The sequence below is a fragment of the Pseudomonas sp. BR20 genome (assembly GCF_050780135.1).
Lineage (GTDB): Bacteria > Pseudomonadota > Gammaproteobacteria > Pseudomonadales > Pseudomonadaceae > Aquipseudomonas.
The window spans coordinates 1,795,363-1,820,549 of record NZ_CP172012.1 but is presented as its reverse complement, the minus strand read 5'-3'; the positions used below and the strand labels follow the sequence as shown (position 1 = coordinate 1,820,549).

General features: G+C 61.8%; 27 protein-coding genes, 1 tRNA gene and 1 riboswitch. Of the genes, 18 read left to right on the top strand and 10 right to left on the bottom strand.

Features of this window, described 5'->3' with window-relative positions:
* Positions 1 to 13 precede the first annotated feature (13 nt).
* Positions 14 to 403 (bottom strand): hypothetical protein, encoded by a 390-nt coding sequence (locus ACHPFG_RS08130; RefSeq protein WP_431702049.1) that lies wholly within the window; start codon positions 401 to 403, stop codon positions 14 to 16.
* Positions 404 to 718: 315 nt separating this feature from the next.
* Between ACHPFG_RS08130 and ACHPFG_RS08125 the strand changes: the two genes are divergently transcribed.
* The 13 genes from ACHPFG_RS08125 (at position 719) to ACHPFG_RS08065 (ending at position 13,997) form a co-directional block, all read left to right on the top strand.
* A complete protein-coding gene (locus tag ACHPFG_RS08125; RefSeq protein ID WP_431702048.1) occupies positions 719 to 2,341 on the top strand; it encodes a methyl-accepting chemotaxis protein in 1,623 nt (540 codons plus the stop codon).
* Between the two features lie 167 nt (positions 2,342 to 2,508).
* Positions 2,509 to 2,610, top strand: a riboswitch (guanidine-I (ykkC/yxkD leader).
* Positions 2,611 to 2,670: 60 nt separating this feature from the next.
* Entirely contained in the window at positions 2,671 to 3,738 is a 1,068-nt protein-coding gene (locus ACHPFG_RS08120) for a putative urea ABC transporter substrate-binding protein (RefSeq protein ID WP_431702047.1), read from the top strand.
* A 12-nt stretch (positions 3,739 to 3,750) separates the two neighbouring features.
* Positions 3,751 to 4,566: an ABC transporter permease gene (locus tag ACHPFG_RS08115; protein WP_131697130.1), complete on the top strand. Its 816-nt coding sequence runs from the start codon at positions 3,751 to 3,753 to the stop codon at positions 4,564 to 4,566.
* On the top strand, positions 4,563 to 5,327 hold the full coding sequence (locus ACHPFG_RS08110) for an ABC transporter ATP-binding protein (RefSeq protein ID WP_431702046.1): 765 nt from the start codon (positions 4,563 to 4,565) through the stop codon (positions 5,325 to 5,327). The genes ACHPFG_RS08115 and ACHPFG_RS08110 overlap by 4 nt, the downstream gene beginning before the upstream one ends.
* Positions 5,324 to 6,049 carry an urea amidolyase associated protein UAAP1 gene (locus ACHPFG_RS08105; protein ID WP_431702045.1) on the top strand — a complete coding sequence of 242 codons (726 nt, stop codon included), beginning with the start codon at positions 5,324 to 5,326 and terminating at the stop codon, positions 6,047 to 6,049. The genes ACHPFG_RS08110 and ACHPFG_RS08105 overlap by 4 nt, the downstream gene beginning before the upstream one ends.
* A gap of 9 nt (positions 6,050 to 6,058) precedes the next feature.
* Positions 6,059 to 6,688, top strand: coding sequence for an urea amidolyase associated protein UAAP2 (locus ACHPFG_RS08100; RefSeq protein ID WP_074844417.1), 630 nt, complete (start codon positions 6,059 to 6,061; stop codon positions 6,686 to 6,688).
* A gap of 231 nt (positions 6,689 to 6,919) precedes the next feature.
* On the top strand, positions 6,920 to 10,525 hold the full coding sequence (uca, locus tag ACHPFG_RS08095; RefSeq protein WP_431702044.1) for an urea carboxylase: 3,606 nt from the start codon (positions 6,920 to 6,922) through the stop codon (positions 10,523 to 10,525).
* 48 nt (positions 10,526 to 10,573) lie between these two features.
* Complete coding sequence (locus ACHPFG_RS08090; protein WP_065938870.1) at positions 10,574 to 10,780, top strand: cysteine-rich CWC family protein; 207 nt, start codon at positions 10,574 to 10,576, stop codon at positions 10,778 to 10,780.
* Positions 10,770 to 11,462: a 16S rRNA pseudouridine(516) synthase gene (locus ACHPFG_RS08085; protein ID WP_431702043.1), complete on the top strand. Its 693-nt coding sequence runs from the start codon at positions 10,770 to 10,772 to the stop codon at positions 11,460 to 11,462. The genes ACHPFG_RS08090 and ACHPFG_RS08085 overlap by 11 nt, the downstream gene beginning before the upstream one ends.
* A 304-nt stretch (positions 11,463 to 11,766) precedes the next feature.
* Complete coding sequence (locus tag ACHPFG_RS08080) at positions 11,767 to 12,651, top strand: alpha/beta fold hydrolase (protein WP_431702042.1); 885 nt, start codon at positions 11,767 to 11,769, stop codon at positions 12,649 to 12,651.
* Between the two features lie 223 nt (positions 12,652 to 12,874).
* Positions 12,875 to 12,948 (top strand) — tRNA-Gly (locus tag ACHPFG_RS08075).
* A 199-nt stretch (positions 12,949 to 13,147) separates the two neighbouring features.
* Positions 13,148 to 13,672: a DUF3833 domain-containing protein gene (locus tag ACHPFG_RS08070; RefSeq protein WP_053136867.1), complete on the top strand. Its 525-nt coding sequence runs from the start codon at positions 13,148 to 13,150 to the stop codon at positions 13,670 to 13,672.
* Between the two features lie 19 nt (positions 13,673 to 13,691).
* Entirely contained in the window at positions 13,692 to 13,997 is a 306-nt protein-coding gene (locus tag ACHPFG_RS08065) for a DUF6482 family protein (protein WP_131697138.1), read from the top strand.
* 68 nt (positions 13,998 to 14,065) lie between these two features.
* Here the strand turns inward: ACHPFG_RS08065 and ACHPFG_RS08060 are convergent, their stop codons facing one another.
* The 3 genes from ACHPFG_RS08060 to ACHPFG_RS08050 all read right to left on the bottom strand — a co-directional run bounded on the left by ACHPFG_RS08060 (position 14,066) and on the right by ACHPFG_RS08050 (position 17,110).
* Entirely contained in the window at positions 14,066 to 14,305 is a 240-nt protein-coding gene (locus tag ACHPFG_RS08060; protein WP_027604347.1) for a DUF6124 family protein, read from the bottom strand.
* A 430-nt stretch (positions 14,306 to 14,735) separates the two neighbouring features.
* Positions 14,736 to 15,950, bottom strand: a complete 1,215-nt coding sequence (locus tag ACHPFG_RS08055; RefSeq protein WP_431702041.1) for an MFS transporter — start codon at positions 15,948 to 15,950, stop codon at positions 14,736 to 14,738.
* A complete protein-coding gene (locus ACHPFG_RS08050; protein ID WP_431702040.1) occupies positions 15,947 to 17,110 on the bottom strand; it encodes an MFS transporter in 1,164 nt (387 codons plus the stop codon). The genes ACHPFG_RS08055 and ACHPFG_RS08050 overlap by 4 nt, the downstream gene beginning before the upstream one ends.
* Positions 17,111 to 17,205: 95 nt before the next feature.
* On the opposite strand from ACHPFG_RS08050, the gene ACHPFG_RS08045 reads away from it, so the two are divergent.
* The 3 genes from ACHPFG_RS08045 to ACHPFG_RS08035 all read left to right on the top strand — a co-directional run bounded on the left by ACHPFG_RS08045 (position 17,206) and on the right by ACHPFG_RS08035 (position 19,116).
* On the top strand, positions 17,206 to 18,099 hold the full coding sequence (locus tag ACHPFG_RS08045; RefSeq protein WP_431702039.1) for a LysR family transcriptional regulator: 894 nt from the start codon (positions 17,206 to 17,208) through the stop codon (positions 18,097 to 18,099).
* Between the two features lie 78 nt (positions 18,100 to 18,177).
* Positions 18,178 to 18,513, top strand: a complete 336-nt coding sequence (locus ACHPFG_RS08040; protein ID WP_431702038.1) for a hypothetical protein — start codon at positions 18,178 to 18,180, stop codon at positions 18,511 to 18,513.
* A gap of 102 nt (positions 18,514 to 18,615) precedes the next feature.
* Positions 18,616 to 19,116 (top strand): methylated-DNA--[protein]-cysteine S-methyltransferase, encoded by a 501-nt coding sequence (locus ACHPFG_RS08035; RefSeq protein WP_431702037.1) that lies wholly within the window; start codon positions 18,616 to 18,618, stop codon positions 19,114 to 19,116.
* On the opposite strand, the gene ACHPFG_RS08030 is transcribed toward ACHPFG_RS08035, so the two are convergent.
* Positions 19,117 to 20,076 carry a GNAT family N-acetyltransferase gene (locus tag ACHPFG_RS08030; RefSeq protein ID WP_431702036.1) on the bottom strand — a complete coding sequence of 320 codons (960 nt, stop codon included), beginning with the start codon at positions 20,074 to 20,076 and terminating at the stop codon, positions 19,117 to 19,119. It lies immediately after the preceding gene.
* Here ACHPFG_RS08030 and ACHPFG_RS08025 point away from each other — a divergent pair.
* Entirely contained in the window at positions 20,075 to 20,500 is a 426-nt protein-coding gene (locus ACHPFG_RS08025; RefSeq protein ID WP_431702035.1) for a low affinity iron permease family protein, read from the top strand. The genes ACHPFG_RS08030 and ACHPFG_RS08025 overlap by 2 nt on opposite strands.
* Before the next feature lie 54 nt (positions 20,501 to 20,554).
* On the opposite strand, the gene ACHPFG_RS08020 is transcribed toward ACHPFG_RS08025, so the two are convergent.
* From ACHPFG_RS08020 to ACHPFG_RS08005, 4 genes are all read right to left on the bottom strand, one after another.
* Positions 20,555 to 21,082 (bottom strand): DUF4142 domain-containing protein, encoded by a 528-nt coding sequence (locus ACHPFG_RS08020; RefSeq protein ID WP_027604356.1) that lies wholly within the window; start codon positions 21,080 to 21,082, stop codon positions 20,555 to 20,557.
* 117 nt (positions 21,083 to 21,199) lie between these two features.
* Positions 21,200 to 21,841: a LysE family translocator gene (locus tag ACHPFG_RS08015; RefSeq protein ID WP_431702034.1), complete on the bottom strand. Its 642-nt coding sequence runs from the start codon at positions 21,839 to 21,841 to the stop codon at positions 21,200 to 21,202.
* A gap of 54 nt (positions 21,842 to 21,895) precedes the next feature.
* Positions 21,896 to 22,306, bottom strand: a complete 411-nt coding sequence (gene fos / locus ACHPFG_RS08010; RefSeq protein WP_184744386.1) for a fosfomycin resistance glutathione transferase — start codon at positions 22,304 to 22,306, stop codon at positions 21,896 to 21,898.
* Positions 22,307 to 22,318: 12 nt separating this feature from the next.
* Positions 22,319 to 23,236 carry a LysR family transcriptional regulator gene (locus tag ACHPFG_RS08005; protein ID WP_260403614.1) on the bottom strand — a complete coding sequence of 306 codons (918 nt, stop codon included), beginning with the start codon at positions 23,234 to 23,236 and terminating at the stop codon, positions 22,319 to 22,321.
* Between the two features lie 77 nt (positions 23,237 to 23,313).
* Between ACHPFG_RS08005 and ACHPFG_RS08000 the strand changes: the two genes are divergently transcribed.
* Positions 23,314 to 23,802, top strand: a complete 489-nt coding sequence (locus ACHPFG_RS08000) for a DMT family transporter (RefSeq protein WP_431702033.1) — start codon at positions 23,314 to 23,316, stop codon at positions 23,800 to 23,802.
* Here ACHPFG_RS08000 and ACHPFG_RS07995 read toward each other — a convergent pair whose 3' ends face one another.
* Complete coding sequence (locus ACHPFG_RS07995) at positions 23,803 to 25,134, bottom strand: MFS transporter (RefSeq protein ID WP_053136910.1); 1,332 nt, start codon at positions 25,132 to 25,134, stop codon at positions 23,803 to 23,805.
* Between the last annotated feature and the right edge of the window lie 53 nt (positions 25,135 to 25,187).

Genomic DNA, 25,187 nt, shown 5'->3' with positions numbered 1-25,187 from the left:
TCATACAGGCCGGTCAACGGTGACCGCCGCGGCCACCTCCACGGTCATGATCACCACCGCGCCCATGCCCGCCATTGTTCCAACGATCCCCCCAGCCTTGGTTCGGGTAAGGCCGATAACCGGCCCTTGGCCCTGACGGGTAATAGCGAGGCGCCGGCTGGTAATAACGCGGCGCCGAGTAGTAACGCGGAGCCGAGTAGTAACGCGGAGCCGGAGCGTAGTAACGCGGCGACGGGTAGTAATCACGGCGATATTGATACGCCGTGCCGCCGCCGTAGTAATAAGCCGGCGCCGGGGAGGTGTAGACCTCGGAACGGTAATAGCTCTGGCCTCCATCGTAGTAGGGCACACAAGCGGAAAGGGTCAGACCGAGTAAAGCGCTGAGCAGCAGTCGTCGATACATGGCGGCCTCCTGGACCGCGAAAGAGCACCTCCAGCGACGCTGGGGAGCGGCATTCAGCTTTCACTGAATGACGAAACATCTGACATCAAAAACCGAATCTGGTGCGTTTTGGTAACAACTTGATACATCAATGCCAACTGCGGCCACACACCATTAAACGCACTGCCGCATAGCGCATATCTATCCCCCAGGTTTATCGTTTCAGTAAATTTTTCTGGCCCGAAACTTTCCCGATTGCGATGATGTCACTATGACATCGCATAAGCCAGGGAGGCTCTAACGTGCGCCCTTCGCCACTTTCGCCGGATCCGATCCATGAAAATTTCAACCAAACTGCTGCTTTCATTTCTAGTCTGTGCGCTGGTCACCCTCGGGGTCGGCCTGCTGGGTATCAAAAGCGTGGTCCGCCTCGCCAATGCATTGGAACTGACGTTCTCCAATAACCTGGCGTCCGTCAGCAACACCGCCGCGACCCTCAATGGCCTGGTGGCCCACAACCGTGGTTTGTACCGTTTGATGGATGCGAGCAAAGGCGACGTCGCCCAACAAGACCGCGACCGTGTGCGCCAGGACATCGCCAACGAACTCAAACGCAGCCAGAGCGCCTACGCCACCTACCGTGCCACGCCCCTGGAAGACGACGAACGGGCAGCTGGCGACAAGCTCGACCAGATCTGGCCAACTTACACCAGCAGCTCCGAACGCATCATGTCGATGCTCGACAATGGCCAGGTCGAGCAGGCCCGCGCCCAGCTCAACAGCACCAACAATGAACTGTTCCGCCAGGCGCGCGAGTTGATCCGTGTGATGATCGAGTCCAATAACCGCCAGATCAAGGAAGGCGCCGTCGCCGCCGAGGACCTTCGCAGCAGCGCATTGACCTGGATGATCAGCGGCATTGTCCTGGCCTTCATCATTGCGATCATCGTCGGTGTGCTGATCACGCGCCTGATCACCCGCCCTATCGCACAAGCGGTTGAGAACGCACAGCGCATCGCCAAGGGTGACCTGACCCATGCCATCACGACCGACCGTACCGACGAAGCCGGGCAACTGCTGATGGCGTTGTCCGATATGCAGGGCGGCCTGAAAAGCACGCTGATGGAAATCGCCAACGCTTCCGACCAGCTCGCGTCGGCAGCCGAAGAGCTGAGTGCCGTCACCGATGAAAGCACCCGTGGCCTGACCCGCCAGAACGACGAAATCCAACAAGCCGCCACCGCCGTCAACCAGATGACCGCAGCGGTCGACGAAGTGGCGAGCAACGCCGTGTCGACCTCCGAGGCGTCGCGCCAGGCCACCGCCGAAGCCGAGGACGGCCGCCAGCAGGTGGAGCAGGCCGTGTCGGGCATGTCATCGATGGTGGTCGAGATCAACGATTCGACCCAATCGGTCGCCGACCTCGCCGACCAGGTGCGCGAAATCGGCAAGGTGATCGATGTGATCCGCGGCATTGCCGACCAGACCAACCTGCTGGCGCTCAATGCCGCCATCGAAGCCGCCCGTGCCGGTGAACAAGGCCGTGGTTTTGCGGTGGTGGCCGATGAGGTGCGGGCGCTGGCCCATCGCACCCAGATCTCCACGGTCGACATCGAGAAAATGATCGGTGAAGTGCAGGCAGGCGCCGATGGTGCCGTGGCTGCCATGAACAAGAGCCTGACCTGGGCCAACAACACCCAGACCCTGGCGCAAAACGCCGGCCAGGCGCTGGAGCGCATCACCGCCAGCGTGTCCAGCATCAACGAGCGCAACCTGGTAATCGCCTCGGCGTCCGAGGAACAGGCCCAGGTGGCCCGCGAAGTGGATCGCAACCTGCTCAACATCCAGGATCTGTCCACCCAGACCGCCGCCGGTGCGCACCAAACCAACGCCTCCAGCCAGGACCTGTCGCGACTGGCCACCTCGTTCAATATGCTGGTCAGTAAGTTCCAGCTGTAAGCGCCTCATCGCAGTGCGCCGACGCACCCGCGTGGCGCACAACGCCCTCTTCTATGCCCTCCTTTCCCACCCGCCCGGCTGAACTGCCGGGCGTCGAAGCCACTTGGCACGACTCTCGCTTTATCTCTTGCGTGCAGGATTGATACAGGTTCGCGGCACCACAATTTGCAATGGCCGACTAGGGTTCCGGCTCGCCAAAAGCGAGTGGCTGGTCCGAGAGTTGGCGACCTCCAGTTGAGGTTACACGGCGGGATAAAAGCCCGGGAGACAAGCCACCGTTCACGGTGCCGCGTTGCTCCTGCTCGCCCTTGATCAACTGGAGAAGCCCCATGCCCTCAATCCGTTTACCCGCCCTGCTCGCCGCCGTCTTTGCCGCGGTGCTGAGCGTCCAGGCCCAAGCCGCCCCCAAAAACCACTTCAGCGTGTGCTGGACGATCTACGCCGGCTGGATGCCGTGGGAGTACGCCGGCAGCCAAGGCATCCTCGACAAGTGGGCCAAGAAGTACGGCATCACCATCGACATGGTGCAGCTCAATGACTACGTCGAATCCATCAACCAGTACACCGCCGGCCAGTTCGACGGCTGCACCATGACCAACATGGACGCCCTGACCATCCCCGCCGCCGGTGGCGTAGACAGCACCGCGCTGGTGGTCAGCGACTTCTCCAACGGCAACGACGGCGTGGTGATCAAGGGCACCGGCAAGACCGTGGCCGACCTCAAGGGCATGAACGTCAACCTGGTGGAACTCTCGGTGTCCCACTACCTGCTGGCCCGCGCGCTCGAATCGGCGGACCTCAGCGAAAAAGATTTGAAGGTGGTCAACACGTCGGATGCCGACATCGCAGCGGCCTTCAACACCGACCAGGTCCAGGCCGTCACCACCTGGAACCCGATGCTCTCGGAGATCAAGGCCAAGCCTGGCGTGAGCCAAGTGTTCGACTCCAGCAAAGTGCCCGGCGAAATCATGGACATGATGGTGGTCAACACCCAGGTCCTCAAAGACAACCCCAAGCTGGGTAAAGCCCTCACCGGCGCCTGGTTCGAAGTGGTCGCGCTGATGAACGCCAAGGGCCCCGCCAGCACCGAAGCCCTGGAACATATGGCCAAGGCTTCCGGCACTGACCTTGCGGGCTTCCAGTCGCAACTGGACACCACCAAGTTGTTCGCCACGCCCAAGGAAGCCCTGGCCTTCGCCACCAGTCCACAGTTGCCCGCCACCATGGGCAAAGTCGCCGAGTTCTCGTTTAAACACGGCCTGCTGGGTGAAGGCGCCAAGGACACCAGCGCCGTGGGCATGAGCTTCGCCAACGGCGTGACCAGCGGCGACAAAGCCAACCTCAAGCTGCAATTCGACCCCAGCTACGTGCAGATGGCCGCCGACGGCAAGCTGTAAGAGGACCCGGCCATGCGCCTGATCAACCGTCACCCGGACCGCTCCAGCCGCCTGTTGCTGGTGCTGCTGCCGTTCGCCCTGCTGCTGTTCGCCTACTTCGTGGGCTCGGCCGAGCGCCTGGCAGACAACCCCAACGACAAGCTGCTGCCCGGCGCCGGGCAAATGATTGACGCGGTAAAGCGCCTGGCCTTCAACGCCGACACCCGCACCGGCGAATACGTACTGTGGCAGGACAGCGCCTCCAGCCTGCGCCGCCTCGCCATCGGCCTGGGTATCAGCGCCCTCGCCGGCCTGTGCCTGGGGATCGCCGCCGGCACACTGCCGCTGTTTGGCGCACCGTTGTCACCGTTGCTGACGGTGCTGTCGATGGTGCCGCCGCTGGCGATCCTGCCGATTCTGTTCATCGTGTTCGGGCTGGGGGAACTGTCCAAAGTGATGCTGATCGTCATCGGCGTCACCCCCTGCCTGGCCCGTGACCTGGAACAGCGCGCGCGGGAAATTCCGGTCGAGCTGCTGGTGAAGGCGCAGACCCTCGGTGCCTCCACCTGGACCCTGATGCTGCGTGTGGTATTGCCGCAATTGCTGCCGCGCCTGTTGATCTCGCTGCGGCTGATGCTCGGCTCGGCGTGGTTGTTTTTGATCGCCGCCGAAGCCATCGCCTCCACCGACGGTTTGGGCTACCGGATCTTCCTGGTACGACGCTACCTGGCGATGGACGTGATCTTGCCTTACGTGGTGTGGATCACGCTGCTGGCCTGGCTGATGGACTGGGGCCTCAAGGCCCTGACCCGGCATGCGTTCCCCTGGTACGAAGGAGCGCGGGCATGAGCTTTATCAGCGTCAATAATGTGTGGCAGCGCTATGGCGACCAAGTGGTGCTCGAAGGCCTCAACCTGCACGTCGCCGAGGGTGAATTCTGCACGCTGGTCGGTACGTCCGGCTGTGGCAAGTCGACCTTCCTGCGCCTGTTGCTGGGCCAGGAAACCGCGAGCAAAGGCCAGATCCTGCTGGACGGCCAGGCCCTCGCCGCCGAGCCGGATGCCAGCCGTGGCGTGGTGTTCCAGCGCTACTCGGTGTTCCCACATTTGACTGTGCTCGACAACGTCGCCCTCGGCCTGGAACTGCCACGTTCACGCGTGCTGGGCCGGCTGTTCGGTAAAGCCAAGAAGGACGCCCGCGAACAGGCTGCCGCGCTGCTGCGCAAAGTCGGCCTCGGCCACGCCCTGGACAAGTACCCCGCGCAGCTCTCCGGCGGCATGCAACAACGCCTGGCCATCGCCCAGGCCCTGATCATGAAACCCCGCGTGTTGCTGCTGGACGAACCCTTCGGCGCCCTCGACCCGGGCATTCGCAAAGACATGCACCAGCTGCTGCTGGAACTGTGGCGCGAAACCCGGCTGACGGTGTTCATGGTCACCCACGACCTGAGCGAAGGCTTCAGCCTCGGCACGCGCCTGCTGGTGTTCGACAAGGTCCGCGTCGACCCCCACGCCCCCGGCGCCTATGGCGCCCGCATCACCTACGACATCCCTTTGAACAGCGAGCGCCGCAAGGCGCTCGCCGCCGAACTTGGAGCCACTTCCAAATGACCGATTCCACCCACCTGTTCCCACCCTTCGCCGAAGAAATGCTGCCCGGCGGCGGCCACCGTTCGTTCGTGCTCAAGCGCGGCCAACTGCTGCGCCTGACCGACCTTCGCGGCGGCGCCAACGTCAGCCTGACTCTGCTCAATGCCAACGAAAAAACCGAGCGTCTGAACCTGCCCGACAGCCTCAAATGCCAACACACCGCCAAGCTCACCACGGGCCATTGCCTGTACTCGGACATGGGCCGCGTACTGGCCGCGATCACCGCCGACACCTGCGGCTGGAGCGACAGCATCGGCGGTGTGCTGTGCGCCGCCGAAGTCGCCGAGAAGTACGGCCAGGGCCGCTATCAGGAACTGCGCAACGGCTTCTTCCGCAACGGCACCGACAACCTGCTGGTGGAGTTGGGCAAGTGGGGGCTGGGCCTGTCCGACCTGCTGATGACCCTCAACCTGTTCAGCAAAGTCACGGTGGACAGCGACGGAGGCCTGCACTTTGTGCCGGGTAATTCCAGGGCCGGCGATTACATCGAACTCTATGCGCCGATGGACACCCTGGTGGTGCTCACCGCCCTGCAACATCCGATGGACCCGAACCCGCACTACGCGCCGCAACCGCTGAAGCTGAGCTGGATGAACGCCGACAAAAGCGTCGCCGAACACTGCCGTACCTCGCGCCCGGAAAACGAGCGCGGCTTTATCAACACCGATCGCCTGTTCGCCTGAGGAGCTGCCATGTCTATCGCACTGAAACAACCGGACGCGGCCGTGTACCGCGCAACCATTCCCGCCGGCGAACCGTGGCTGATGGAGGTCAAGGCCGGGCAGACCCTGCGCATCCTCGACCTGGAGGGCAACCAGGCCGTCGACACGTTGTTCTACAGCGTGAAAAACCCGCGTGAGCGCTACGACGTGCAGCGCACGTTGCGCCGGCAAAACAGCGTGTACCTGGGCACCGGCAGCGTGCTGTATTCCAACCTCGGCCAGCCGATGCTGACCATCGTCGATGACACCTGCGGGCGCCACGACACCCTCGGCGGCGCCTGCGCCCAAGAGAGCAACACCGTGCGCTACGCCCTGGAAAAACGCTACATGCACAGCTGCCGCGACAACTACCTGCGCGCCTGTGCCCACGACGGCCGCCTGGGCAAAGGCGACATCGGGCCGAACATCAATTTCTTCATGAATGTGCCCGTGACGGCCGACGGCGGGCTGACCTTCGAAGACGGTATTTCCGCCCCCGGCAAGTACGTCGACCTGCGCGCCGAGATGGATGTGATCGTGCTGATCTCCAACTGCCCGCAGTTGAACAACCCGTGCAACGCCTACAACCCCACCCCTGCGGAGCTGCTGGTATGGAACTGAAACTCAAGCGCCTGCGCCATTGGTTATTTGCCCTGTGCCAATCCCGAGCCGGGCAGTGCCTGCAAAAACGCTAGAGATCCAATGTGGGAGGGAACTTGCCCTCGCTCCTACAGGCATTGGGCTTGCCCCCGATAGCGGTGGTCCAGTAATGCCCCCTCCCACACTAACCACACACACTGCGGACGACCGCAGTGCTCCCCCACTTTGCGGGACGGCCCGCAGGGTTTTGCCATGTTCGAAAAACTGTTGATCGCCAACCGTGGCGCCATCGCCTGCCGCATCCTGCGCACCTTGCGCGAGCTGCAGGTCAAGGGCATCGCCGTGTACGCCGAGGCCGATGCGGCGAGCCTGCATATCCAGCAAGCCGACGAGGCCTACAGCCTCGGTGAAGGCGCGGCGGCCAGTACGTATCTGGCGGTGGAAAAAATCCTCGCCACCGCCAAGGCCTGTGGGGCCAAGGCGATCCATCCCGGCTACGGCTTCCTGTCGGAGAACGCAGCGTTTGCCGAAGCCTGTGAAAACGCGGGCATCGCCTTTGTCGGGCCGACACCGCAACAACTTCGGGTCTTCGGCCTCAAGCACACCGCCCGCGCCTTGGCCAGGCAGCACAAGATCCCACTGCTGGAAGGTACCGAACTGCTCGACAGTCTCGCCTCTGCGTTGCTGGCCGCCGACGCCGTGGGCTATCCGGTGATGCTCAAAAGCACCGCCGGGGGAGGCGGTATCGGCATGCGCGTGTGCCGCAGCGCAGAGGAATTGAGTGAATCCTTCGAGGCGGTCAAACGCCTGGGGCAGAACAATTTCAGCGATGCCGGCGTGTTTATCGAGAAGTACATCGAGCACGCACGCCACCTGGAAGTGCAGGTGTTCGGCGACGGTGCCGGTGAAGTGATCGCCCTCGGCGTACGCGACTGCTCGGTGCAACGGCGCAACCAGAAAGTCCTCGAAGAAACCCCGGCGCCGAACCTGCCCGACGGCATGGCCGAGGCCCTGTGCGCGGCCGCCATCACCCTGGCCAAGGCCGTGAATTACCGCAGCGCCGGCACCGTGGAATTTATCTATGACAGTGCGGACGGGCGCTTCTACTTCCTCGAAGTGAACACGCGCTTGCAGGTGGAACACGGCGTCACCGAGCAGGTGTGGGGCGTGGACCTGGTGCGCTGGATGGTGCAACTGGCGGCCGGGGAAATGCCGCCGCTGAGCACACTCGAGTTAACCCCCCAGGGCCACGCGATCCAGGCGCGCCTGTATGCCGAAGACCCGGGCCGGGATTTCCAGCCGAGCCCCGGCTTGCTCACCCGTGTGGATTTCCCGCAGGCCGAGGGCCTGCGGATCGACACCTGGGTGGAAGCCGGCTGCGAGATCCCGCCGTACTTCGATCCGATGATCGCCAAGCTCATCACGTGGGCGCCCACCCGCGAACAGGCGCGCCTGGCTCTGCATCAGGCGTTGAGCGACAGCCAGTTGTACGGCGTGGAAACCAACCGCGATTACCTGCGCCAAATCCTGCTGGCCCCGCCCTTCGCCAATGGCCGGCCGTGGACGCGATGCCTGGAAGACCTGGTCTACGTGGCCGACACGTTTGAAGTCGTCAGCGCGGGCACGCAAACCAGTGTGCAGGACTATCCCGGCCGCCTCGGCTACTGGGCCGTGGGTGTGCCGCCGTCGGGGCCGATGGACAGCCGCGCGCTGCGCCTGGGCAATCGCCTGCTGGGCAACGACGAGGGGGCTGCGGCGCTGGAAATCACCATGAGCGGGCCGCTGCTGCGCTTCAATTGCGCGGCGGTGGTCGCAGTGACCGGTGCTGAAATCCCGTTGCGGTTGAATGATCGAGCCGTGCCAATGAACACCGCGTTGCTGATTGAGGCCGGGTCGATCCTGAGCCTGGGCACCCTCGCCGGCGCCGGGGCACGCAGTTACCTGTGCCTGCGTGGCGGGCTGCAAGTGCCGGACTACCTGGGCAGCAAAAGCACCTTCACCCTCGGCCAGTTTGGCGGGCATGGGGGTCGTGCCTTGCGGGCGGGCGATGTGTTGCATCTGTTGCCGTTGGAAGACCTGAACGCCGGGCAACAATTAGTCGCCGAACCGCTGCCGGAGGTCCGCACACTGCGGGTGATTTACGGCCCCCACGGCGCGCCGGAATACTTCCTGCCAGCGTACATCGACACCTTCTTCGCCACGCAGTGGGAAGTGCATTTCAACTCCAGCCGCACCGGTGTCCGGCTGATTGGGCCAAAGCCTCTTTGGGCACGCACGGATGGCGGTGAAGCAGGGCTGCATCCGTCGAATATCCATGACAACCCCTATGCGATCGGCGCGGTGGATTTCACCGGGGACATGCCGGTGATCCTGGGGCCGGACGGGCCAAGCCTGGGCGGTTTTGTGTGCCCGGTCACGGTGATCGAGGCGGATCTTTGGCAGCTCGGCCAGCTCAAGGCCGGTGACAAGATTCGCTTTGATCCCGTGGACCTCAAGACCGCCCGCGACCTTGCCCTGAACTGGGATCAAAGGGATGCCGAAACCCTGTGGGAGCAGAGCTTGCTCGCGATGGGCTCAACTCGGTGCGCCGCCAACATCGAGCAATTGGCATCCCCCATCATCCTGGACATCGGCCAAGCCGACACCCGCCTGGTCGCGCGCCTCGCCGGCGACACCCACCTGCTGCTGGAAATCGGCGCGCCGGAGCTGGACCTGGTGCTGCGCTTTCGCGCCCATGCCCTGATGCAGGCCCTCGAAACCCGAGCATTGAAGGGCGTGATCGACCTGACGCCCGGCATCCGCTCGCTGCAGATCCACTATCAACCCGAGCAACTGCCCCTGGCCGACCTGCTGGCACTGATCACCCACGAGTGGACCGCCGTGTGCACCCGCCAAAACCTGCAAGTGCCCTCGCGCATCGTGCACCTGCCGCTGTCCTGGGACGACCCGGCGTGCCAGCTGGCCATCGAAAAATACATGACCACTGTGCGCAAGGACGCCCCGTGGTGCCCGAGCAACCTGGAGTTCATCCGGCGCATCAACGACCTGGCCAACCTCGATGAAGTGCGCCACACCGTGTTCGACGCCAGCTACCTGGTGATGGGCCTGGGCGACGTCTACCTCGGCGCGCCGGTGGCCACGCCGCTGGACCCGCGTCATCGCCTGGTGACCACCAAATACAACCCGGCCCGCACCTGGACCGCGGAGAATTCGGTGGGCATCGGCGGCGCGTATTTGTGCGTGTACGGCATGGAAGGGCCCGGCGGTTATCAGTTTGTCGGGCGCACCTTGCAGATGTGGAACCGCTATCGCGAAGTGGCGGCGTTTGATGGAAAACCCTGGCTGCTGCGCTTCTTCGATCAGATTCGGTTCTATCCCGTGAGCGCGGATGAACTGGTGCGGATTCGTCGGGATTTTCCCCTGGGACGCTTCGAGCTGGATATCGAGGAGAGCACCCTGAACCTGGCGGATTACCAGGCATTTCTTGCGCGGGAAGCCTCGGGGATCGGTGCTTTTCGTGAACAACAGCAACAGGCGTTCAACGCCGAGCGTGAGCGCTGGATCGTCAGCGGCCAGGCACATTTCGACAGCGAAGAGCTCCCGGCGCCAGCGGGGCAGGACACGCCGCTTATGGCCAATGAATACAGCATCGACAGCCATATCGCCGGCAATCTCTGGCAGGTACAGGTAAGCGTGGGTGCGCGGGTTGCGGCCGGGGATGTGCTGGTGATACTGGAGTCGATGAAAATGGAGATCCCGGTGCTGGCGCCGTTTGCCGGGGTGGTGCGGGAAATCCCGGTGCGACCGGGCAGCGGGATTGGCGCAGGCCAGCGGGTCGTGGTGCTGGAACGGGACTGACCGGCGCTGTATCGTGCAGGGACTTCCGAGGCCCTGCCCCCACCGACCATGACCACGCCAACCCTTTGCCCCGCCTGCGGTGCCCGCAACGATTGCACCCTGGCCGACCCACGTACCGCCGACCAGCCGTGCTGGTGCTACAGCGTCACCATCGACCCGGCGGTGCTTGAAGCGCTGCCCGATGCATTGCGCAACACGGCCTGCCTGTGCCCGCGCTGTGCTCAGGTGGATGAGCAGCTTCGCAATGCGCGTTGACCGTTTCCTCAGCAACCTGCCGCGTTTCAATCGCCAGCAAGTGCGCGTGTTGCTGGTCGAGCGGCGGGTGACGGTGGATGGCGTGGCAGTCAGTGACCCTCATCATGAAGTGCGCGAATTCAGCCGCGTGTGTGTTGACGATGGCGTGTTGCAGGCAGGCAAAGCGGCGCGCTATTTCATGCTGCACAAACCTCAGGGCTGCGTCAGCGCCACCTCGGACCCGCAACACCCGACTGTCCTGGACCTGCTGGATGAGCCGGACAAAGGCGAGCTGCATATCGCCGGTCGCCTGGATTTCAACACCACCGGCCTGATGCTGATCACCAACGACGGCCAGTGGTCGCGGCGCCTGACGCAACCGCAGACCAAGCTGCCCAAGGTCTATCGGGTGGAGACCGAGCAGGACATCGGCCCGGCATACGCGGCAACCTTTGCGGCGGGCCTGTATTTCGCGTTTGAAGACCTGACGACGCAACCGGCCGAGCTGGAGCTGTTGGGGCCACGCCTGGCACGATTGAGCATCATCGAAGGCCGCTATCACCAGGTAAAGCGCATGTTCGGACACTTCAACAACAAAGTGATCGGCCTGCACCGTGAGCGAATGGGCCCATTGGGATTGGATGCGGCCCTGGCGCCGGGCGAGTACCGGGCGCTGTCCGAGGAAGAAATCCGACAGGTCTGACGACCGTTCGGCCGGTGATGGCAAAAACCCATTTCTGTGACTTGCGGCATCCCCGGTCTACTGCTTGAATCAAACCGTCAGCCAAATTATGACTGACGAGTCGCCTATAACCTCCAAGAAACACCTTGCCCCGCCCGCGCTTGATCTACGGGCCTCCCAGGCAAACAGCCCGCCATAACAACACCCGTCGGCCAGCCGTTATCGGACCGACATGGGCCCTCATCTTCCAGGCGTATGCCTACCTGTCATAAAGCTCGTGCAGAGTGATCTGCGCGCCCTACCCGCTTGCCAGGAGTCTTACGACATGAGGCCAGAAATCGCTGTGTTGGATATACAGGGTCAGTATCGGGTTTACACGGAGTTCTATCGCGCGGATGCTGCTGAAAAGACCATCATCCTGGTCAACGGCTCGCTGGCCACCACGGCCTCCTTCGCCCAAACCGTGAAAAGCCTGTACCCGCAATTCAATGTGGTTTTGTACGACCAGCCCTACGCCGGTCGGTCCAAAATCCATAACCGTCATGAGCAAATGCTGACGAAGGAAGTCGAAGGCCAGATCCTCCTGGAACTTATCGACCACTTCGCCGCCGAGCACGTGCTGTCCTTCTCCTGGGGCGGCGCCGCCACCCTGGTGGCCCTCGCCCAGCGGCCACGCCGTGTGGAAAAGGCCGTGATCAGCTCATTCTCGCCGGTGATCAACGCACCGATGCGTGACTACCTCGAGCGTGGCGTCGACTACCTCGGCAACCTCGACCGCGACCGCGTCGGCCACCTGATCAACAGCACCATCGGCAAACACCTGCCGTCGCTGTTCAAGCGATTCAACTACAAGCATGTGAGCAGCCTGGCCGAGCACGAATACAGGCAGATGCATTTTCACATCAGCCAGGTACTGCACAACGACCGCCTGTGCTACCTCAACGCCGCGCGGCAGATCGACGTGCCGGTGCTGTTTTTGAACGGCGAATGGGACGAATACACCAGCGCCGAAGATGCCAGGCAGTTCGGGCAGTACGTGGCGAAGAGCAGCTTCAGCACGATCCAGGCGACGGGGCATTTCCTGGATATGGAGCACAAGGCGGCGTGCCGGGATAGCCGGGAGGCGGTGGTGGGCTTTTTGAAACCGGAACGGCAGGTCAGCCGATTGCGTTATCACCAGGGCCAGACACAGCATGCCTTTGCCATCTGAAATACCGTGTAGGAGCGAGGGGGACGCCTAGTTCTTGCTCGCGAAGATCGCCAACGATGACGTGCGCGCCCTGGTTGAACGCGGCGCTCTTGAATTCTTCGCGAGCAAGCTCGCTCCTACATCGGCTCCGTTCGTCGCCAGGGCAAGTGCCTGCAACTCGCACATTTTTCGAAGAAAAACTTCAAATCCCGGCGCACATCTGGTACAAAGTCAGCCGCTCTGAGCGGGTGTCGTATAATGGCATTACTCCAGCTTCCCAAGCTGATAACGAGGGTTCGATTCCCTTCACCCGCTCCACTCAGACATAGATTCCACGCCAGCAGGGTTTTGGCGGGGGATGCATAAAAAAACCGGTCCTTGGTGGCCGGTTTTTTTATGGGTGGGATTTGAGATTCGAAAAATAAAGCGCGCACAAACCTGTACAAATTAGTTTTCTTGTACAAGTATCATGCTTCGAGCGGCGGCACTTCGCCCCGTACCTTCGAAGAGCCAGGCCATGACACGTCTACTGTTTTCACTGTTGCTGGTAGTGAGCTTGGCCAGTTGCAGCAACGTTGAGGTCGACCACTACGCCGACCAGCAACCGAAACTGGACCTGGAGCGCTTCTTCAGTAAACCCGTGAAAGCCTGGGGCATCTTCCAGAAGCGTTCGGGGGAAGTGGCCAAGCGCTTTGAGGTCGATATTGCCAGCCGGCGCGAGGGCAACGCGTTGATTCTGGACGAGCGTTTCTTATACAGCGATGGCACGCGCCAGCAACGGGTGTGGACACTGACGCCGGACGGCCCAGGGCGCTGGCGCGGACGAGCCGGGGATGTGGTGGGCGAGGCGATCGGCGAAGTGGCGGGTAATGCGCTGCGTTGGCGCTACCGGCTCAATCTGCCGGTGGATGGCTCGGTGTACGAAGTCAGCTTTGACGATTGGATGTACCTGATGGACGAGGACACCTTGATCAACCGCTCGAGCATGTCCAAGTTCGGTGTCGAGTGGGGTCAGGTCACGCTGTTCTTTCGTCGCCAATGAGTCCGAGCGAGGGTCAATCATGAATATGCAAATGCTGGCCGAGCTGGCCGGGAAAGGCGAAATACGTGAGCTGGAGTTGCTGTCCCTGGAGGGCGGTTTCTATATCGCTCGCGTCAGGCTGGAGCACGTCGAGGCAACGTTACTGGACGATCACGGCAAGCCGCTGCGCATCGGGTCCACCACGCATTTACGCGACCTGTTGCAACGGGTTCCGCCGTTTCCTTGCGTACTGGTGCAACACTGCGTTCACGATGAAATGTGCGGCACGCGTGAAGGGCCTATCGGTGCGTTGCGCATTCCGTTTTCGCTGGCGGCGACACTGTAAATTCTGGCTCCCCTCCCCCGTGGTATGGGCGGCCTGGGAAGGCAAGCCGTTTACACCGTACGGATGGCCTACGCGGCTCGGTCCACGCGGTCCTGAACAGCCTCGACCAGCAGCAGGCCCAGTTCAATCATCTGCTGAATGGCCAGGGCCAGATAGCGCTGTTGAGAGGGCAGGCTTTCGACGAACTCGTGGGTCATGGCACCTGCACCGGCGATGGTTTCGTAGGCGTTGGCGAGCAGCGCTTGAGTGTCGATTTCGGGACGGACGCTGAACAGTTTTACGGATGGATTGCATGAGTCAGTACACATCTGTTGATCCTCGATAAGGACCACCACCCACAGGGTAAGGGTGGCAGCTGTACGCAGGTTAGTAGACCGGGAAGTTCTTAGAACCGGCGCGCTCGAAAGCGCCCTGCATACAGCTACCGTCAAGCACAGGCACTAAAGTGCCTAACTCAACGAACAGCTACACGCCAAGAACTATATCGGGCTACTAAACCCGACCGCTGATGGGCAGCGGCTGACGAACCTTAAAGAGGTCGTCCAAGGCGCACAACTCGGACGAGTCTGATCGTTGTGTAGGCAATGCCGCAAGGTACAGACCCATGCTCGAAGCGTGAAGAAATCGAAGCTTTTGGCAACAAATAGCCGCTGAAGAACGTTTGAATTCAACCTGCCACTCACATCATTGTCCATGGCCCCACCCCACCAGAAATGCATACACAGGTTTGATCATGACTCAGCCATTGACCGCTTTCGATCTTGTTGACCTGCTCGACAGCGAGGAAGCCACCCACGCCAACGGCAACGTCACACCCAACATCCCCGCCAACACCATCACCGCCACCGGCACGCCCAGCGCATCCCCCACGCCACCAAACACCACCGGCGCCAACGCGCCCCCCCCAATGGTGCCGGTGTAGAACAGCGCAAACGCCTGCTCGCGCTTGCCCGCGCCGGCAAGGTCGGGCACGGCGCCGTACAGCACCGAGGAGGTGCCATTCAGTACCAACCCCAACAGCGGCAGCATCACCATCAACCCACTCAAGGGCAGGTACACCGCCGCGACGATCAGCAGTGCGGTGCTGGTTTCCGTGATCCACACGGTCTTCATCATGCCGATGCGTGCGCCGAGGTAGCCGCAGAACAGTTTGCCGAAGGCGCCGCCGATGAACAGCAGGGTCAGCGCAAGACCGATGCCGGCGGTACCGGCGCCTTTGGCTTGCAGCAGGAACGGCAGGAAGGTGAGGAAGCCCATGCGCACGGCACTGTCGAGGGTGCCGGTGAGGATCAGCGCGCGCAGGCCGGTGGCCGAGCCGTTGCGGCTGAAGGGTTTGGCTGTTTTTGTGGCGGTGGATGCGGATGATTGAGCAGGAATCAGCCACCACAACAGCCCCGCCGCCGCCAGGCCAAGCAGGCCCAGCAACGTGGCGCTGGCCTGCCAACTGATGACGGTGAGCAGCAGCCCGACCAGACCAGGAATCAGGGTTTTGCCGATATCGCCGGAGAAGTTGTACTGGGACAGCGCCTGCTTGATCCCACCGCCGTCCTCGTAAGCGTCGGTGATCATCGAGGAGGCCAATGGGTGCTGGGTGCTGGCGCCCAGGCCGCCGAGCAGCAGCGCCAGCAGCAACAAAGTCAGCCCTGTCGCCTGCCCCACCAACAGGTAGGCAACACCCGCCAGCGCAGTGCCGCCCACCAGCATCAGCGTGCGGCCCCAGCGTCTGGCGGCGCGACTGGCCAGCAATTGGAACACGGCCATCATCCCGGAATAGGCGCCACGTAACAGGCCGATCTGGGCGTAGGACAAGGCAAACTGAGCCTGCCAGACAGGCAACAAAACATAGATCACGTCGGTGAGCCCATCGTGCACGGCATGGGCGCTGCAACCGGCGAACAGGGCGCGACGGCGCGTTGTTAATTCGGGCGAAGGCACAGCGACGGTGTCGTTCATGGTGCAGAAATCAGCTCAGGTTTAAGGGGCTTCCAGCCGGTCAAGGCGATCAACAAGGTCAGCAGTTGGAAACCGATGATCAGCACCACGCAACCGGCCCAGCCCCAGCGTTCCCAGATCAGCGCCGGGACAATGGCGCCGCCACTGCCGCCCAGGTAATAACAGGTGAGATAAACCCCGACAGCGCCCGTCTTGTTATCGCGCGCGGTGGCGTTGATAAACGCATTGGCGGCGGCCTGGGCGAGGAACACGCCGGTGGAACTGAGCGCCAGGCCGACTACGATGCACCACAGGGACGGCACCAAGGTCAACGCCGAACCGCTGACGCCCAGCACGGCGGCGACACTCAGCAGTTCGGCATGGGGGCGGGCTTTGCTGAGGCGCCCGGCGATGGGGATCACGATCAACGCCAACAGGAACACCATGTACAACGTCCCCAAGGCCGCAGGCCCAAGGTTGAACGGCGGCAGGCCCAAGTACAAACCTGCGTAGGTAAACGCCGCGACTTGCGAGAACAGCACGCAGAAACCTACGGCGTAAGCGGCCAACAGCGGCCGGCGAAATACACCTGACGAAGAGGCTTTAACCTGCACGGCCCGTGGGCGGTTGGCCGGTAACAGAAACTGGATAAACCCGCCGACCATCAAGCTCAGTACCGCGAGCAATTCAAAGGCTTCGCGCCAGCCCACATATTCGGTCATCACCCCGGTGACGAAGCGCCCGGCGAACCCGCCCAACACGGTGCCCGCGACGTAGAGACTCGTGACCTCAGTGACCGTGCCACCGCTCCAGCGGTCGCCGATGTAAGCCACGCTGGTGGCAAACACCACCGGGATCAACATGCCTTCGACACAGCGCCACACCAGCACTTCGGCAAAGCTGTCGGCATAAGCGGTCATCAATGCCGGCAGCGCCAGCAGTAACGCCGCCACGACGATCACGCTGCGTTGCTCGAAGCGCCCGGTCAGGCGACTGACGAACGGGGCGGTGATCGCCACCGCCAGGGTGGTGACGGTGATGCTCCAACCCGCTTCCTTGGCACTGATATGAAAGTGCGCGGCAAACGTCTGGAGAATGCTTTGGGTCGCATAGAGGTTGAGAAACGCCGCGCAGCCACACAGGAACAGGGCAAGGCGGGCACAATGCAGGCGCGGTTTCATGAAACCTCTCGTTTTATTTTGAAAGGTCTTTATAGAATGGACGGCGGGTCTTAAACCAATACCGAATTCCGACCGATTGATACCCAAGGATCAGGATGCTCGACCTACGCAAGCTGCGTTACTTTCTGACGGTCGCCGAAGAATTGCACTTCGGTCGCGCCGCCCTGCGCCTGCACCTCGCCCAGCCGCCGTTGACCCGGCAGATTTCGGCGCTGGAGGCAGACTTGGGTTTCAAGCTGTTCGATCGCACCAGCCGCACGGTGACGCTCACCGCCCAGGGCCGCTCGTTCCTGCCCTACGCACGTGGCGTGTTGGAACAGGTGGAGTTGGCTCAGGTGATTGCCGGTAAGTTGGCAGCAGGGACAGCGGGTCAACTGGCCTTGGGCTACGTCAGCTCGATTGCCCTGTCGGACCTGTTCAGCCAATCGATCCAGGCCTTTGCCCAGCGCTTTCCCGATGTGCAACTGACCCTGGTGGAATGCGCCTCCGGCAGCCTCGGAGCACAGGTCGCCGACGGGCGGCTGGATATCGGCTTGAGCCGGCTGTTGCCGCAAAACGACAAGGTGCACGCGCTGTCATTGGGCGAGGAACGCCTTGTGGCCGCAGTGTCGAGTGACAGCCCGCTGGCTGACCAGGCCGGTATCAGCCTGGCGCAGCTCAGCGCATTTCCACTGATTCTGTTCCCCGCCGATTACGGCTCGGGGCTGAACCAGTCCATCGAGCAGCTTTACCGCCACCATGGCGTGCCATTGCATGCCGGACCGACCGGACGGCAGATCACCTCGATCATTGCGCTGGTGGCCGCCGGGCAAGGGGTGGCCCTGGTGCCAGCCTGTACGCAGAGTTTGATGAACAAGGGCGTGACTTATCGGCCTTTGGTGGAGGCGGATGCGTGTGCGCGGTTGTTGGTGTTGACCCGTAGAGAGGAACCGAATTTGTCAGTGCAAGCCTTTATAGCGCTCATTGATGAGGTTGCGCGCGCTCGATAACGCTCAGTCTTCAACTACCGGTTCATACACCACTATCGGAAAGTTCGCTCAACACTAGTTCCCCCCAGGGTTATTGACATGATTGAACCCAAAGAACACGCATCCACACCCGTACTGCGCCAAGTACTCGGCTGGGTGTTGGTGTTGCCACTGCTGGTCGCACTGGTGCGGCTTCCGTATCCCTGGGGCCTGGGGCTGGCACTCGGATCGATAGCCGCGTCCGTCTACGGCGTAGGGTTTGTCAGGCGCCATGCCAGCCGAGGCGTGACCGTATTCGCTGCAATCGTCACGCTGTTCAATCTGATTTCCCTGGTCGCAATCGGGGAGGCCTCAGTGATCATGGGGCTCTACCGGATTTCCTGGTTCTACTGGTATCCGTACTATTCCAACTGGGTGTATTGGAATTTCCAGTAGGTCCAGTGAGAATTCAAGCGCAAGAAACGTAGTTTTCAGTCCGGCGGATGGCATTACCGTAGGCCTGTAGCGTTTAACAACTGCCCTTCGAGGAGCCCGCTCATGCCCTATGAATACAAGCTCATGCCCTCCCCTGTCGGAGAACTCACCCTGGTGGCACGCGATGGCAAGCTCAGCGCCATCCTGTGGGAAGTGGAACGCGCCAACCGTGTGCGCCTGGGTGAGTTGCACGAAGCCAACGAGAGCCCGGTGCTGTTGGAAACCGAGCGCCAGTTGAAGGAGTATTTCGCCGGTAGTCGCCATACATTCGACCTGGAGCTGGATTTCGCCGGTACCGATTTTCAGAAGCAGGTCTGGCAGGCGCTGCTGACCATTCCTTTTGGCGAAACCCGCAGCTACAGCCAGATCGCCCAGCAGATCGGCAACCCGAAAGCCGTCCGTGCCGTGGGCGCTGCCAATGGGCGCAACCCTATCTCGATCATTGCACCGTGCCATCGGGTTATCGGCGCTTCGGGCACCTTGACCGGATTTGCCGGAGGGCTTGAAGCCAAGCAGTATCTGTTGACGCTTGAAGACCGCAGCCAGGTAAAAATGAGCGTCTGATCAGGCGACTGCAACCGGTCCCCGAATAAAAGACTGGTAGTCGAACAAACCTTCGAACCCCAACTTTCGATACACCGAGACGCCGTCCATCGATGCCTCGAGAAAACATCGCCGCGCACCCAGGCTCGAAGCGTGACGCAAAGCCGCTTGAATCAATCGCGTGGCGTAACCTCTGGTGCGAAAACCCACGAGCGTGCCGACATCGTTAAGCCGGGCCTCTCCATTACACAGGGATAAAGTCAACGAACACCTCACCTGCCCCTCGGTGGACAGGATGAAGTGGTGAAGCGATTGACCCGTTTCCAGAGCACGCTGGTGCCGGGCCTGATAACGCACAACGCCCTCGGGCGGCATCGAAAACGCATTACCAAGGGGAACGGCCCAATCGGCCAGGTTTCGAGTCAAGCTGATCTGCACAGAGGTGTCATCTGTAGATGAAACAAGGCTCGGCAGATCGAGGACCATCGCAGTCGTCTTTTCGGCAGGCTGAAAACCCATCCCCATGAGCGCCTCAGCGACCACCCCGACCTTTTCCTCATGAATCACTACGCGCGTATCCAGAAAAATACGGCGAAGCAGGTCCATCGGCACCGCCATTGCGCCCCCCATCGGCGCGCTGCCGACTCGGATAAACAACAGGTTCCACGGGTCGAAATAGTCGCCGGTAAAGTAAGCGTTGATACAGGTGTTGTAGCGGCGATGCAGCGAGCAGGTTGCGGCGAAATAATGATCTTCGGTCTGGTGATAAAGCGCAGTCAGGTCGCAGGCGGTGTCAGCGTGCATGGGATTTTCCGTATAAAACCCCAGTCTTGCGCCCGTCGTTGCAGAACGCCGTAGGCCCACTCCCAAGAACCCTGCAGAAAAACGCACAGCGTTGTTCACATCCCAAGTTGTAAAAAGAAATTTCAGAGCGTGCCTGCGGTCAGTATTTTCATCACTCACCTTAAGGAAAACGGTCATGAAATTCTCCGCAGTCTCACAATCCTTGTCCCGTTGGGCAGGCAGTGCCCGGACGTTCTATGCGGCGGTCGCGTTGATTTGCCTGTGGAGCTTGAGCGGCCCGTACTTCCACTACAACGACACCTGGCAGTTGATCATCAACACCTCGACCACCATCATCACCTTCCTGATGGTGTTCCTGATCCAGAACACGCAAAACCGCGATAACGACATCCTGCACATCAAGATTGACGAACTGCTGCGCGTCTCCAAGGATGCGCAGAACGCCGTGCTGAGCCTGGATGGCCTGGACCGCAAGGAACTGGAAAAACTGCGCCAGGAATACCGCAGCATTGGCAACACCGGCACCGTGAACCTGAACAGCAGTTGCGGCCACGCGGCCGACGATGCGGCCCCGAACAAGACCGACCTGAACCAGGCGTAAAAAAACGGCGGTTGGATATAATCCAACCGCCGTTTTTCATATCAAGTGAAGGTCTCAACCGTCGCCTTGATGGCCCTTACCGTAGGTCGACGCCAGGGCCCGGGCCTTTTGCAGACGCTCTTCCAGTTTAGGCAGCGTCTCATCCACCAGTGCTTTGATTTCCGGCACATCCGAGGCCGCACCTTCGCGCTTGAACAGGGCAATGGCGTCTTCGTTTTCCTTCACTTGCTGCGCGGTGTAGGCAGCGTCGAAGGAATCGCCGTCCTTGAGTTCGGGCATCAGCGTTTCGGCCTTGTCGACGATCTTCTCCCGTGGGGCCACGGGCAGGTCGAGCTTCTTGGCGATAGCCGCCAAATGCTGGTTGGCCAGGGTGCGCTCGTTGATCACCTCGATGGTGTAGTCCTTGATTTCCTGGGACGAGGTTTTGGCGTGGGCCATGCGACTGGTTTCGATATCGGCCATGCCTTTGGCCGAAGCCTGCTCGATGAATTCAGCAGGCGACTGGGCGAAAGCATTGCTGGCGCCGAGGCCCAGCAGCATCGCGAAACTGGCGGTGCGTAACCGGATAGCCATGCGGCTCATGATGGGTTCCTCCAGGGCAAAAATAGGTGCGGGGAAAGACACCTCGCCCTGAATTCGAATTTTCAGGGCGGCAAAGGTTTAGAAAAAACTTGCCCGTGCGACGAACGGTCGTGCCCGTCAGGCCGGTTTGCTGCCGAACAGGCCTGGCAACGCATGGGCCAGGGCATTGATGGCGAAGCCGATAAACATCACGCCGCAGAGCCTGGTGATGAGGATTTCATGGCGCTGATACACCGTGCGCACCCGCTGGGCACCGACCACGCCGATCAGGATCGCGTAGGCCAACAGGCCACCGACGAAGCTCAGGAAGATCAACGCCGGCAGCATCGACCAGGTCAGCAATTCGGCACGGCTGGACAGCAATGCAGTAAATGTCGCCACGGCCACCGGATACGCCTTGGGGTTGGTCAAGCCGAACACAATGCCGTGCCAGAACGGATGCCGCGCCGCACCCTGGGGGGCATCACTGCTGCGACGCTGGGTACGAATCGCGCGCCAGCCGAGCCAGAACAGGTACAGCCCACTGAGCACGCCGAGCACATCGAACGCGCTGCTGCCGACTTCCCGCGCGCCCACAATCGCGACCAACGCCGTACTGCACCACAGCACATCGCCGAGCAAGTGCCCGCACAGAAACCCCGCCCCGGCACGACGGCCCCGGGCAGCGCCGATACCAAACACCGCCAATACCCCGGGGCCAGGCGTAATACCGTAGATAAAACCCGAAGCGAGGACGGCGAGCAGCAAGGAGGAGGTCATGGGCGCGACTCTGACAAAGCGTGGGAAGGTGGACGGATTCTGCACGTTCCTGCGCTATGGGTAAAACCTCATTCCCGCATAGGGATTGTCGCGGCAAGCCAACAGGCGCGAAGCCAGGTCGCCCACATGGGCTTCGAGCTTATGGCCGTCGGGATCGAGGAAATAGAACGAGGCGCCTTCGCTGCGATTGTCGCGCCACTCTTGCACCTCGGCGGCGCGCAGACGCGAGACCAGCGCAGCGAAATCACTCGCGCCGACAGTGAACCCATAGTGGGTGTAATCGGCCGCCGGCTGCGAGTCGCGCAGCGGATCAAGCGACAGGCATAGCCATAGGCCCGGCAATGACAAATAGGCGCCGGTGTCCCACGTGGCGTCGAGCTTGAGTTGCAACAACTCATGGTAAAAGCCGACGCTGCGACTCAAGTCGGTGACAGCCAGGGTCAAGTGGTTGAAGCCTGAGAACATGTTTTTTTCCTGTTATCTGCAGCCTTCGGACAACATACCCTGCACCTGCCCAATCAACCACTGCAACCCCGAATCCCCGCCCCGTCGCGCATGCCATGCCAGCTCAAAGGTAAACGATGGGATATGAAACGGCGGGGCCACGGCGACCAGATGCGGGTGATCAATATTCAGCAAGCCTCGCGACGATACGGTGAGAATCAAGTCCGTGCCCTCAATCAACTGCGGCGCCACCCCCCAGTGCGGCAGGCTGATCGCCACATGCCGTCGTTCACGAATCGCTGTCAGCGCCCGTTCGATTTCCGGCGCGCCGCTGCCGCGCATTTCCAGCAGTACGTGGGGACGCGACAGATACGTGGGCAGGTCGAGCACACCGTTGTGCGACAGGCTGTTGCGGTCTAGCAGGCAGGTGTAATGCTCTTCGAACAACGGCGCAGTGCGCAGCTCGGCGGGCATGTCGGGGAAGACACCGGCTGCCAGGTCGAGATCACCATTGAGCACACCGTCGACCATGCCTTCGCGACTGGCCTGGATGATCTGCAGGTCGATACCGGGCGCCTCACGCCGCAGGACACGGACCAGACCTGGCAGGAAAATCGCCGCACTGTAGTCCGACATCGCCACGCGAAACCGGCGCTTGGCCGATGCCGGGTCAAAGCGATTCGGCGCCAGCAGCGCCTGCACCTGGGCCAGGGCTTCAGCCAATGGTGCCGCCAACTCCAGGGCACGGGCCGTGGGCACTAATGTGCCGCCCTGACGCACCAGCAGCGGGTCACTCAACATATCGCGCAAGCGCGCAAGTGCATGGCTGACCGCGGGCTGGCTGAGGTGCAAACGTTCGGCGGCGCGGGTGACGTGTTGCTCGCTGAGCAAGGCGTCGAGGATCACCAGCAGGTTGAGATCAATGCGGCGCAGATCATTCATCAGCTGCATGCTCGTCATAATAATATGGAATTTAAATTTGCGTGACGAATAGCTTAGAGTCCAGAAAAACCTCTGGGAGATTCGACATGACGACGTTGCATTGGGCAGGTTTATTGCTCCTGGCGGTGATCGCAGGAGCGGTGGTGCCGTTTCAAAGTGCGATCAACGCCAACCTCGGGCGCGGCCTTGGGCACCCGCTGTGGGCCACCCTGGCGTCGCTGCTGGTGAGCATTACCGTGCTGCTGCCGGTGATCGTCGCGCTGCGCTTGCCGCTGCCCAGCCTCACGTTCATCACCAAGGCGCCCCTGTGGATGTGGGCCGGTGGTGCGTTTGGCGTGTGCTTTATCGCGTTGGCGTTGATGCTGCTGCCCAAGCTGGGCGCTTCGGGGTTTATCGCCCTGGCCATGGCCGGGCAGATTCTTGCGTCGCTGCTACTGGATCACTTCGGCCTGTTTGGCTTGGCGGAGCGCCCCCTGACAACGTCCCGAATCCTTGGCGCGTTGTTGTTGATGGGCGGCGTGGCGTTGATTCAGTTCAGCGCCACACCGGCCCGTGCGCTGACAACCGCAGGCTGATCAGGCCTTGTCGAGGGTGCGCAGCTTTTGCGGCAGGCCCCACAGCAGCAGCGCCGCCGCCAACAACGCGCACACGCCTATCACATAGAGCGCCGGGGTGGTGCTGCCGGTAAGGTCCTTGATCCGTCCCACCATCACCGGGCTGACAATGCCACCGAACTGCCCGAGGGTGTTGATCACCGCAATCCCGCCCGCCGCGCCTGCGCCGGCACCGGCCAGCAACTTGGGTGGCAGGGTCCAGAAGGTCGGGATCGAAGCGATGATGCCGGCGCCCAACATCCCCAGGGCGATGATCAGGAAGGTGGTGTGGTCGGCAAAGATCCCGGCACTGAAGAAACCCACCGCGCCCAGCACCACCAGCCCGCAGACAAACTTGCGGCGCTCGCCGGTCGCGTCCGACAGCCGCCCGATCACCACCATGCTGATCGCGCCGCACACATAGGGAATCGCCGTGAGCAGGCCGATCATCACCGGGCTTTGGGTGCCGGCGCTGCGGATCAGTTGCGGCGCCCAGAAGTTGAGGCCGTAAGACGCCACCTGGATCAGGAAGTAGATAAACCCGAGCATCAAAAAGCCGGGAATGCGGATCGCCGACAGCAACGAGCCGCCATGTGTGTTCGGCTCATGCTGGGCAATACGGCTCGACAGCAGGGTTTTCTCCGCCGGCGTCAGCCAGTGTGCATCTTCGATACGGTCCTTGAGCAGCGTCAGCACCAGGAAGCCCAAGCCGATGCAGGGCAAGCCGCCGAGCAGGAACAGCCAGTGCCAGCCGCGCATCTGCAGCACGCCGTCGAGGTGCTCCAGCACCAGGCCGGAGAACGGTGCGCCGACCAAACCTGCAAAGGCGGACGCCAGGAACAGCATCGAGGTAATGCGCCCGCGGAAGTGCTGCGGGAACCACAACGTCAGGTAATACAGCACACCGGGCGCGAAGCCCGCCTCCATCGCGCCGATGATGAAACGCAGGCCATAGAACTGCCATTCGGCCGTGACAAACACCATGGCCGCCGTGGCCAGCCCCCACGACATCATGATCCGCGCGATCCAGCGCCGCGCGCCGACCTTGTACAGCATCATGTTGCTTGGCACTTCAAAGATCACATACCCCACCACGAACAACCCGGCGCCCAGGCCATAGGCGGTGTCGCTCAGGCTGAGGTCGGCTTGCAGCTGGAACTTGGCAAAGCTGATGTTGATGCGGTCAAAAAACGCGAACAGGTAACACACCATGATCAGCGGCATCAGGCGCCAGGCGACCTTGCTGACCAGGGCTTTTTCGGCATCGATTTCAGCGGCCGGGCGCGCGCCGACCTCTAACGTATTAGTGCTCATGGTTTCTCTCCAGCGGACTGCTCACAGGCGTCCGATTGTTTTTGTTGTCTGGT

What these genes read in the sequence shown, in the direction of transcription:
- ACHPFG_RS08130 (WP_431702049.1), bottom strand. Translation starts at nt 403, where the DNA reads ATGTATCGACGACTGCTGCTCAGCGCTTTACTCGGTCTGACCCTTTCC.
- ACHPFG_RS08125 (WP_431702048.1), top strand. Translation starts at nt 719, where the DNA reads ATGAAAATTTCAACCAAACTGCTGCTTTCATTTCTAGTCTGTGCGCTG.
- ACHPFG_RS08120 (WP_431702047.1), top strand. Translation starts at nt 2,671, where the DNA reads ATGCCCTCAATCCGTTTACCCGCCCTGCTCGCCGCCGTCTTTGCCGCG.
- ACHPFG_RS08115 (WP_131697130.1), top strand. Translation starts at nt 3,751, where the DNA reads ATGCGCCTGATCAACCGTCACCCGGACCGCTCCAGCCGCCTGTTGCTG.
- ACHPFG_RS08110 (WP_431702046.1), top strand. Translation starts at nt 4,563, where the DNA reads ATGAGCTTTATCAGCGTCAATAATGTGTGGCAGCGCTATGGCGACCAA.
- ACHPFG_RS08105 (WP_431702045.1), top strand. Translation starts at nt 5,324, where the DNA reads ATGACCGATTCCACCCACCTGTTCCCACCCTTCGCCGAAGAAATGCTG.
- ACHPFG_RS08100 (WP_074844417.1), top strand. Translation starts at nt 6,059, where the DNA reads ATGTCTATCGCACTGAAACAACCGGACGCGGCCGTGTACCGCGCAACC.
- uca (WP_431702044.1), top strand. Translation starts at nt 6,920, where the DNA reads ATGTTCGAAAAACTGTTGATCGCCAACCGTGGCGCCATCGCCTGCCGC.
- ACHPFG_RS08090 (WP_065938870.1), top strand. Translation starts at nt 10,574, where the DNA reads ATGACCACGCCAACCCTTTGCCCCGCCTGCGGTGCCCGCAACGATTGC.
- ACHPFG_RS08085 (WP_431702043.1), top strand. Translation starts at nt 10,770, where the DNA reads ATGCGCGTTGACCGTTTCCTCAGCAACCTGCCGCGTTTCAATCGCCAG.
- ACHPFG_RS08080 (WP_431702042.1), top strand. Translation starts at nt 11,767, where the DNA reads ATGAGGCCAGAAATCGCTGTGTTGGATATACAGGGTCAGTATCGGGTT.
- ACHPFG_RS08070 (WP_053136867.1), top strand. Translation starts at nt 13,148, where the DNA reads ATGACACGTCTACTGTTTTCACTGTTGCTGGTAGTGAGCTTGGCCAGT.
- ACHPFG_RS08065 (WP_131697138.1), top strand. Translation starts at nt 13,692, where the DNA reads ATGAATATGCAAATGCTGGCCGAGCTGGCCGGGAAAGGCGAAATACGT.
- ACHPFG_RS08060 (WP_027604347.1), bottom strand. Translation starts at nt 14,305, where the DNA reads ATGTGTACTGACTCATGCAATCCATCCGTAAAACTGTTCAGCGTCCGT.
- ACHPFG_RS08055 (WP_431702041.1), bottom strand. Translation starts at nt 15,950, where the DNA reads ATGAACGACACCGTCGCTGTGCCTTCGCCCGAATTAACAACGCGCCGT.
- ACHPFG_RS08050 (WP_431702040.1), bottom strand. Translation starts at nt 17,110, where the DNA reads ATGAAACCGCGCCTGCATTGTGCCCGCCTTGCCCTGTTCCTGTGTGGC.
- ACHPFG_RS08045 (WP_431702039.1), top strand. Translation starts at nt 17,206, where the DNA reads ATGCTCGACCTACGCAAGCTGCGTTACTTTCTGACGGTCGCCGAAGAA.
- ACHPFG_RS08040 (WP_431702038.1), top strand. Translation starts at nt 18,178, where the DNA reads ATGATTGAACCCAAAGAACACGCATCCACACCCGTACTGCGCCAAGTA.
- ACHPFG_RS08035 (WP_431702037.1), top strand. Translation starts at nt 18,616, where the DNA reads ATGCCCTATGAATACAAGCTCATGCCCTCCCCTGTCGGAGAACTCACC.
- ACHPFG_RS08025 (WP_431702035.1), top strand. Translation starts at nt 20,075, where the DNA reads ATGAAATTCTCCGCAGTCTCACAATCCTTGTCCCGTTGGGCAGGCAGT.
- ACHPFG_RS08030 (WP_431702036.1), bottom strand. Translation starts at nt 20,076, where the DNA reads ATGACCGTTTTCCTTAAGGTGAGTGATGAAAATACTGACCGCAGGCAC.
- ACHPFG_RS08020 (WP_027604356.1), bottom strand. Translation starts at nt 21,082, where the DNA reads ATGAGCCGCATGGCTATCCGGTTACGCACCGCCAGTTTCGCGATGCTG.
- ACHPFG_RS08015 (WP_431702034.1), bottom strand. Translation starts at nt 21,841, where the DNA reads ATGACCTCCTCCTTGCTGCTCGCCGTCCTCGCTTCGGGTTTTATCTAC.
- fos (WP_184744386.1), bottom strand. Translation starts at nt 22,306, where the DNA reads ATGTTCTCAGGCTTCAACCACTTGACCCTGGCTGTCACCGACTTGAGT.
- ACHPFG_RS08005 (WP_260403614.1), bottom strand. Translation starts at nt 23,236, where the DNA reads ATGCAGCTGATGAATGATCTGCGCCGCATTGATCTCAACCTGCTGGTG.
- ACHPFG_RS08000 (WP_431702033.1), top strand. Translation starts at nt 23,314, where the DNA reads ATGACGACGTTGCATTGGGCAGGTTTATTGCTCCTGGCGGTGATCGCA.
- ACHPFG_RS07995 (WP_053136910.1), bottom strand. Translation starts at nt 25,134, where the DNA reads ATGAGCACTAATACGTTAGAGGTCGGCGCGCGCCCGGCCGCTGAAATC.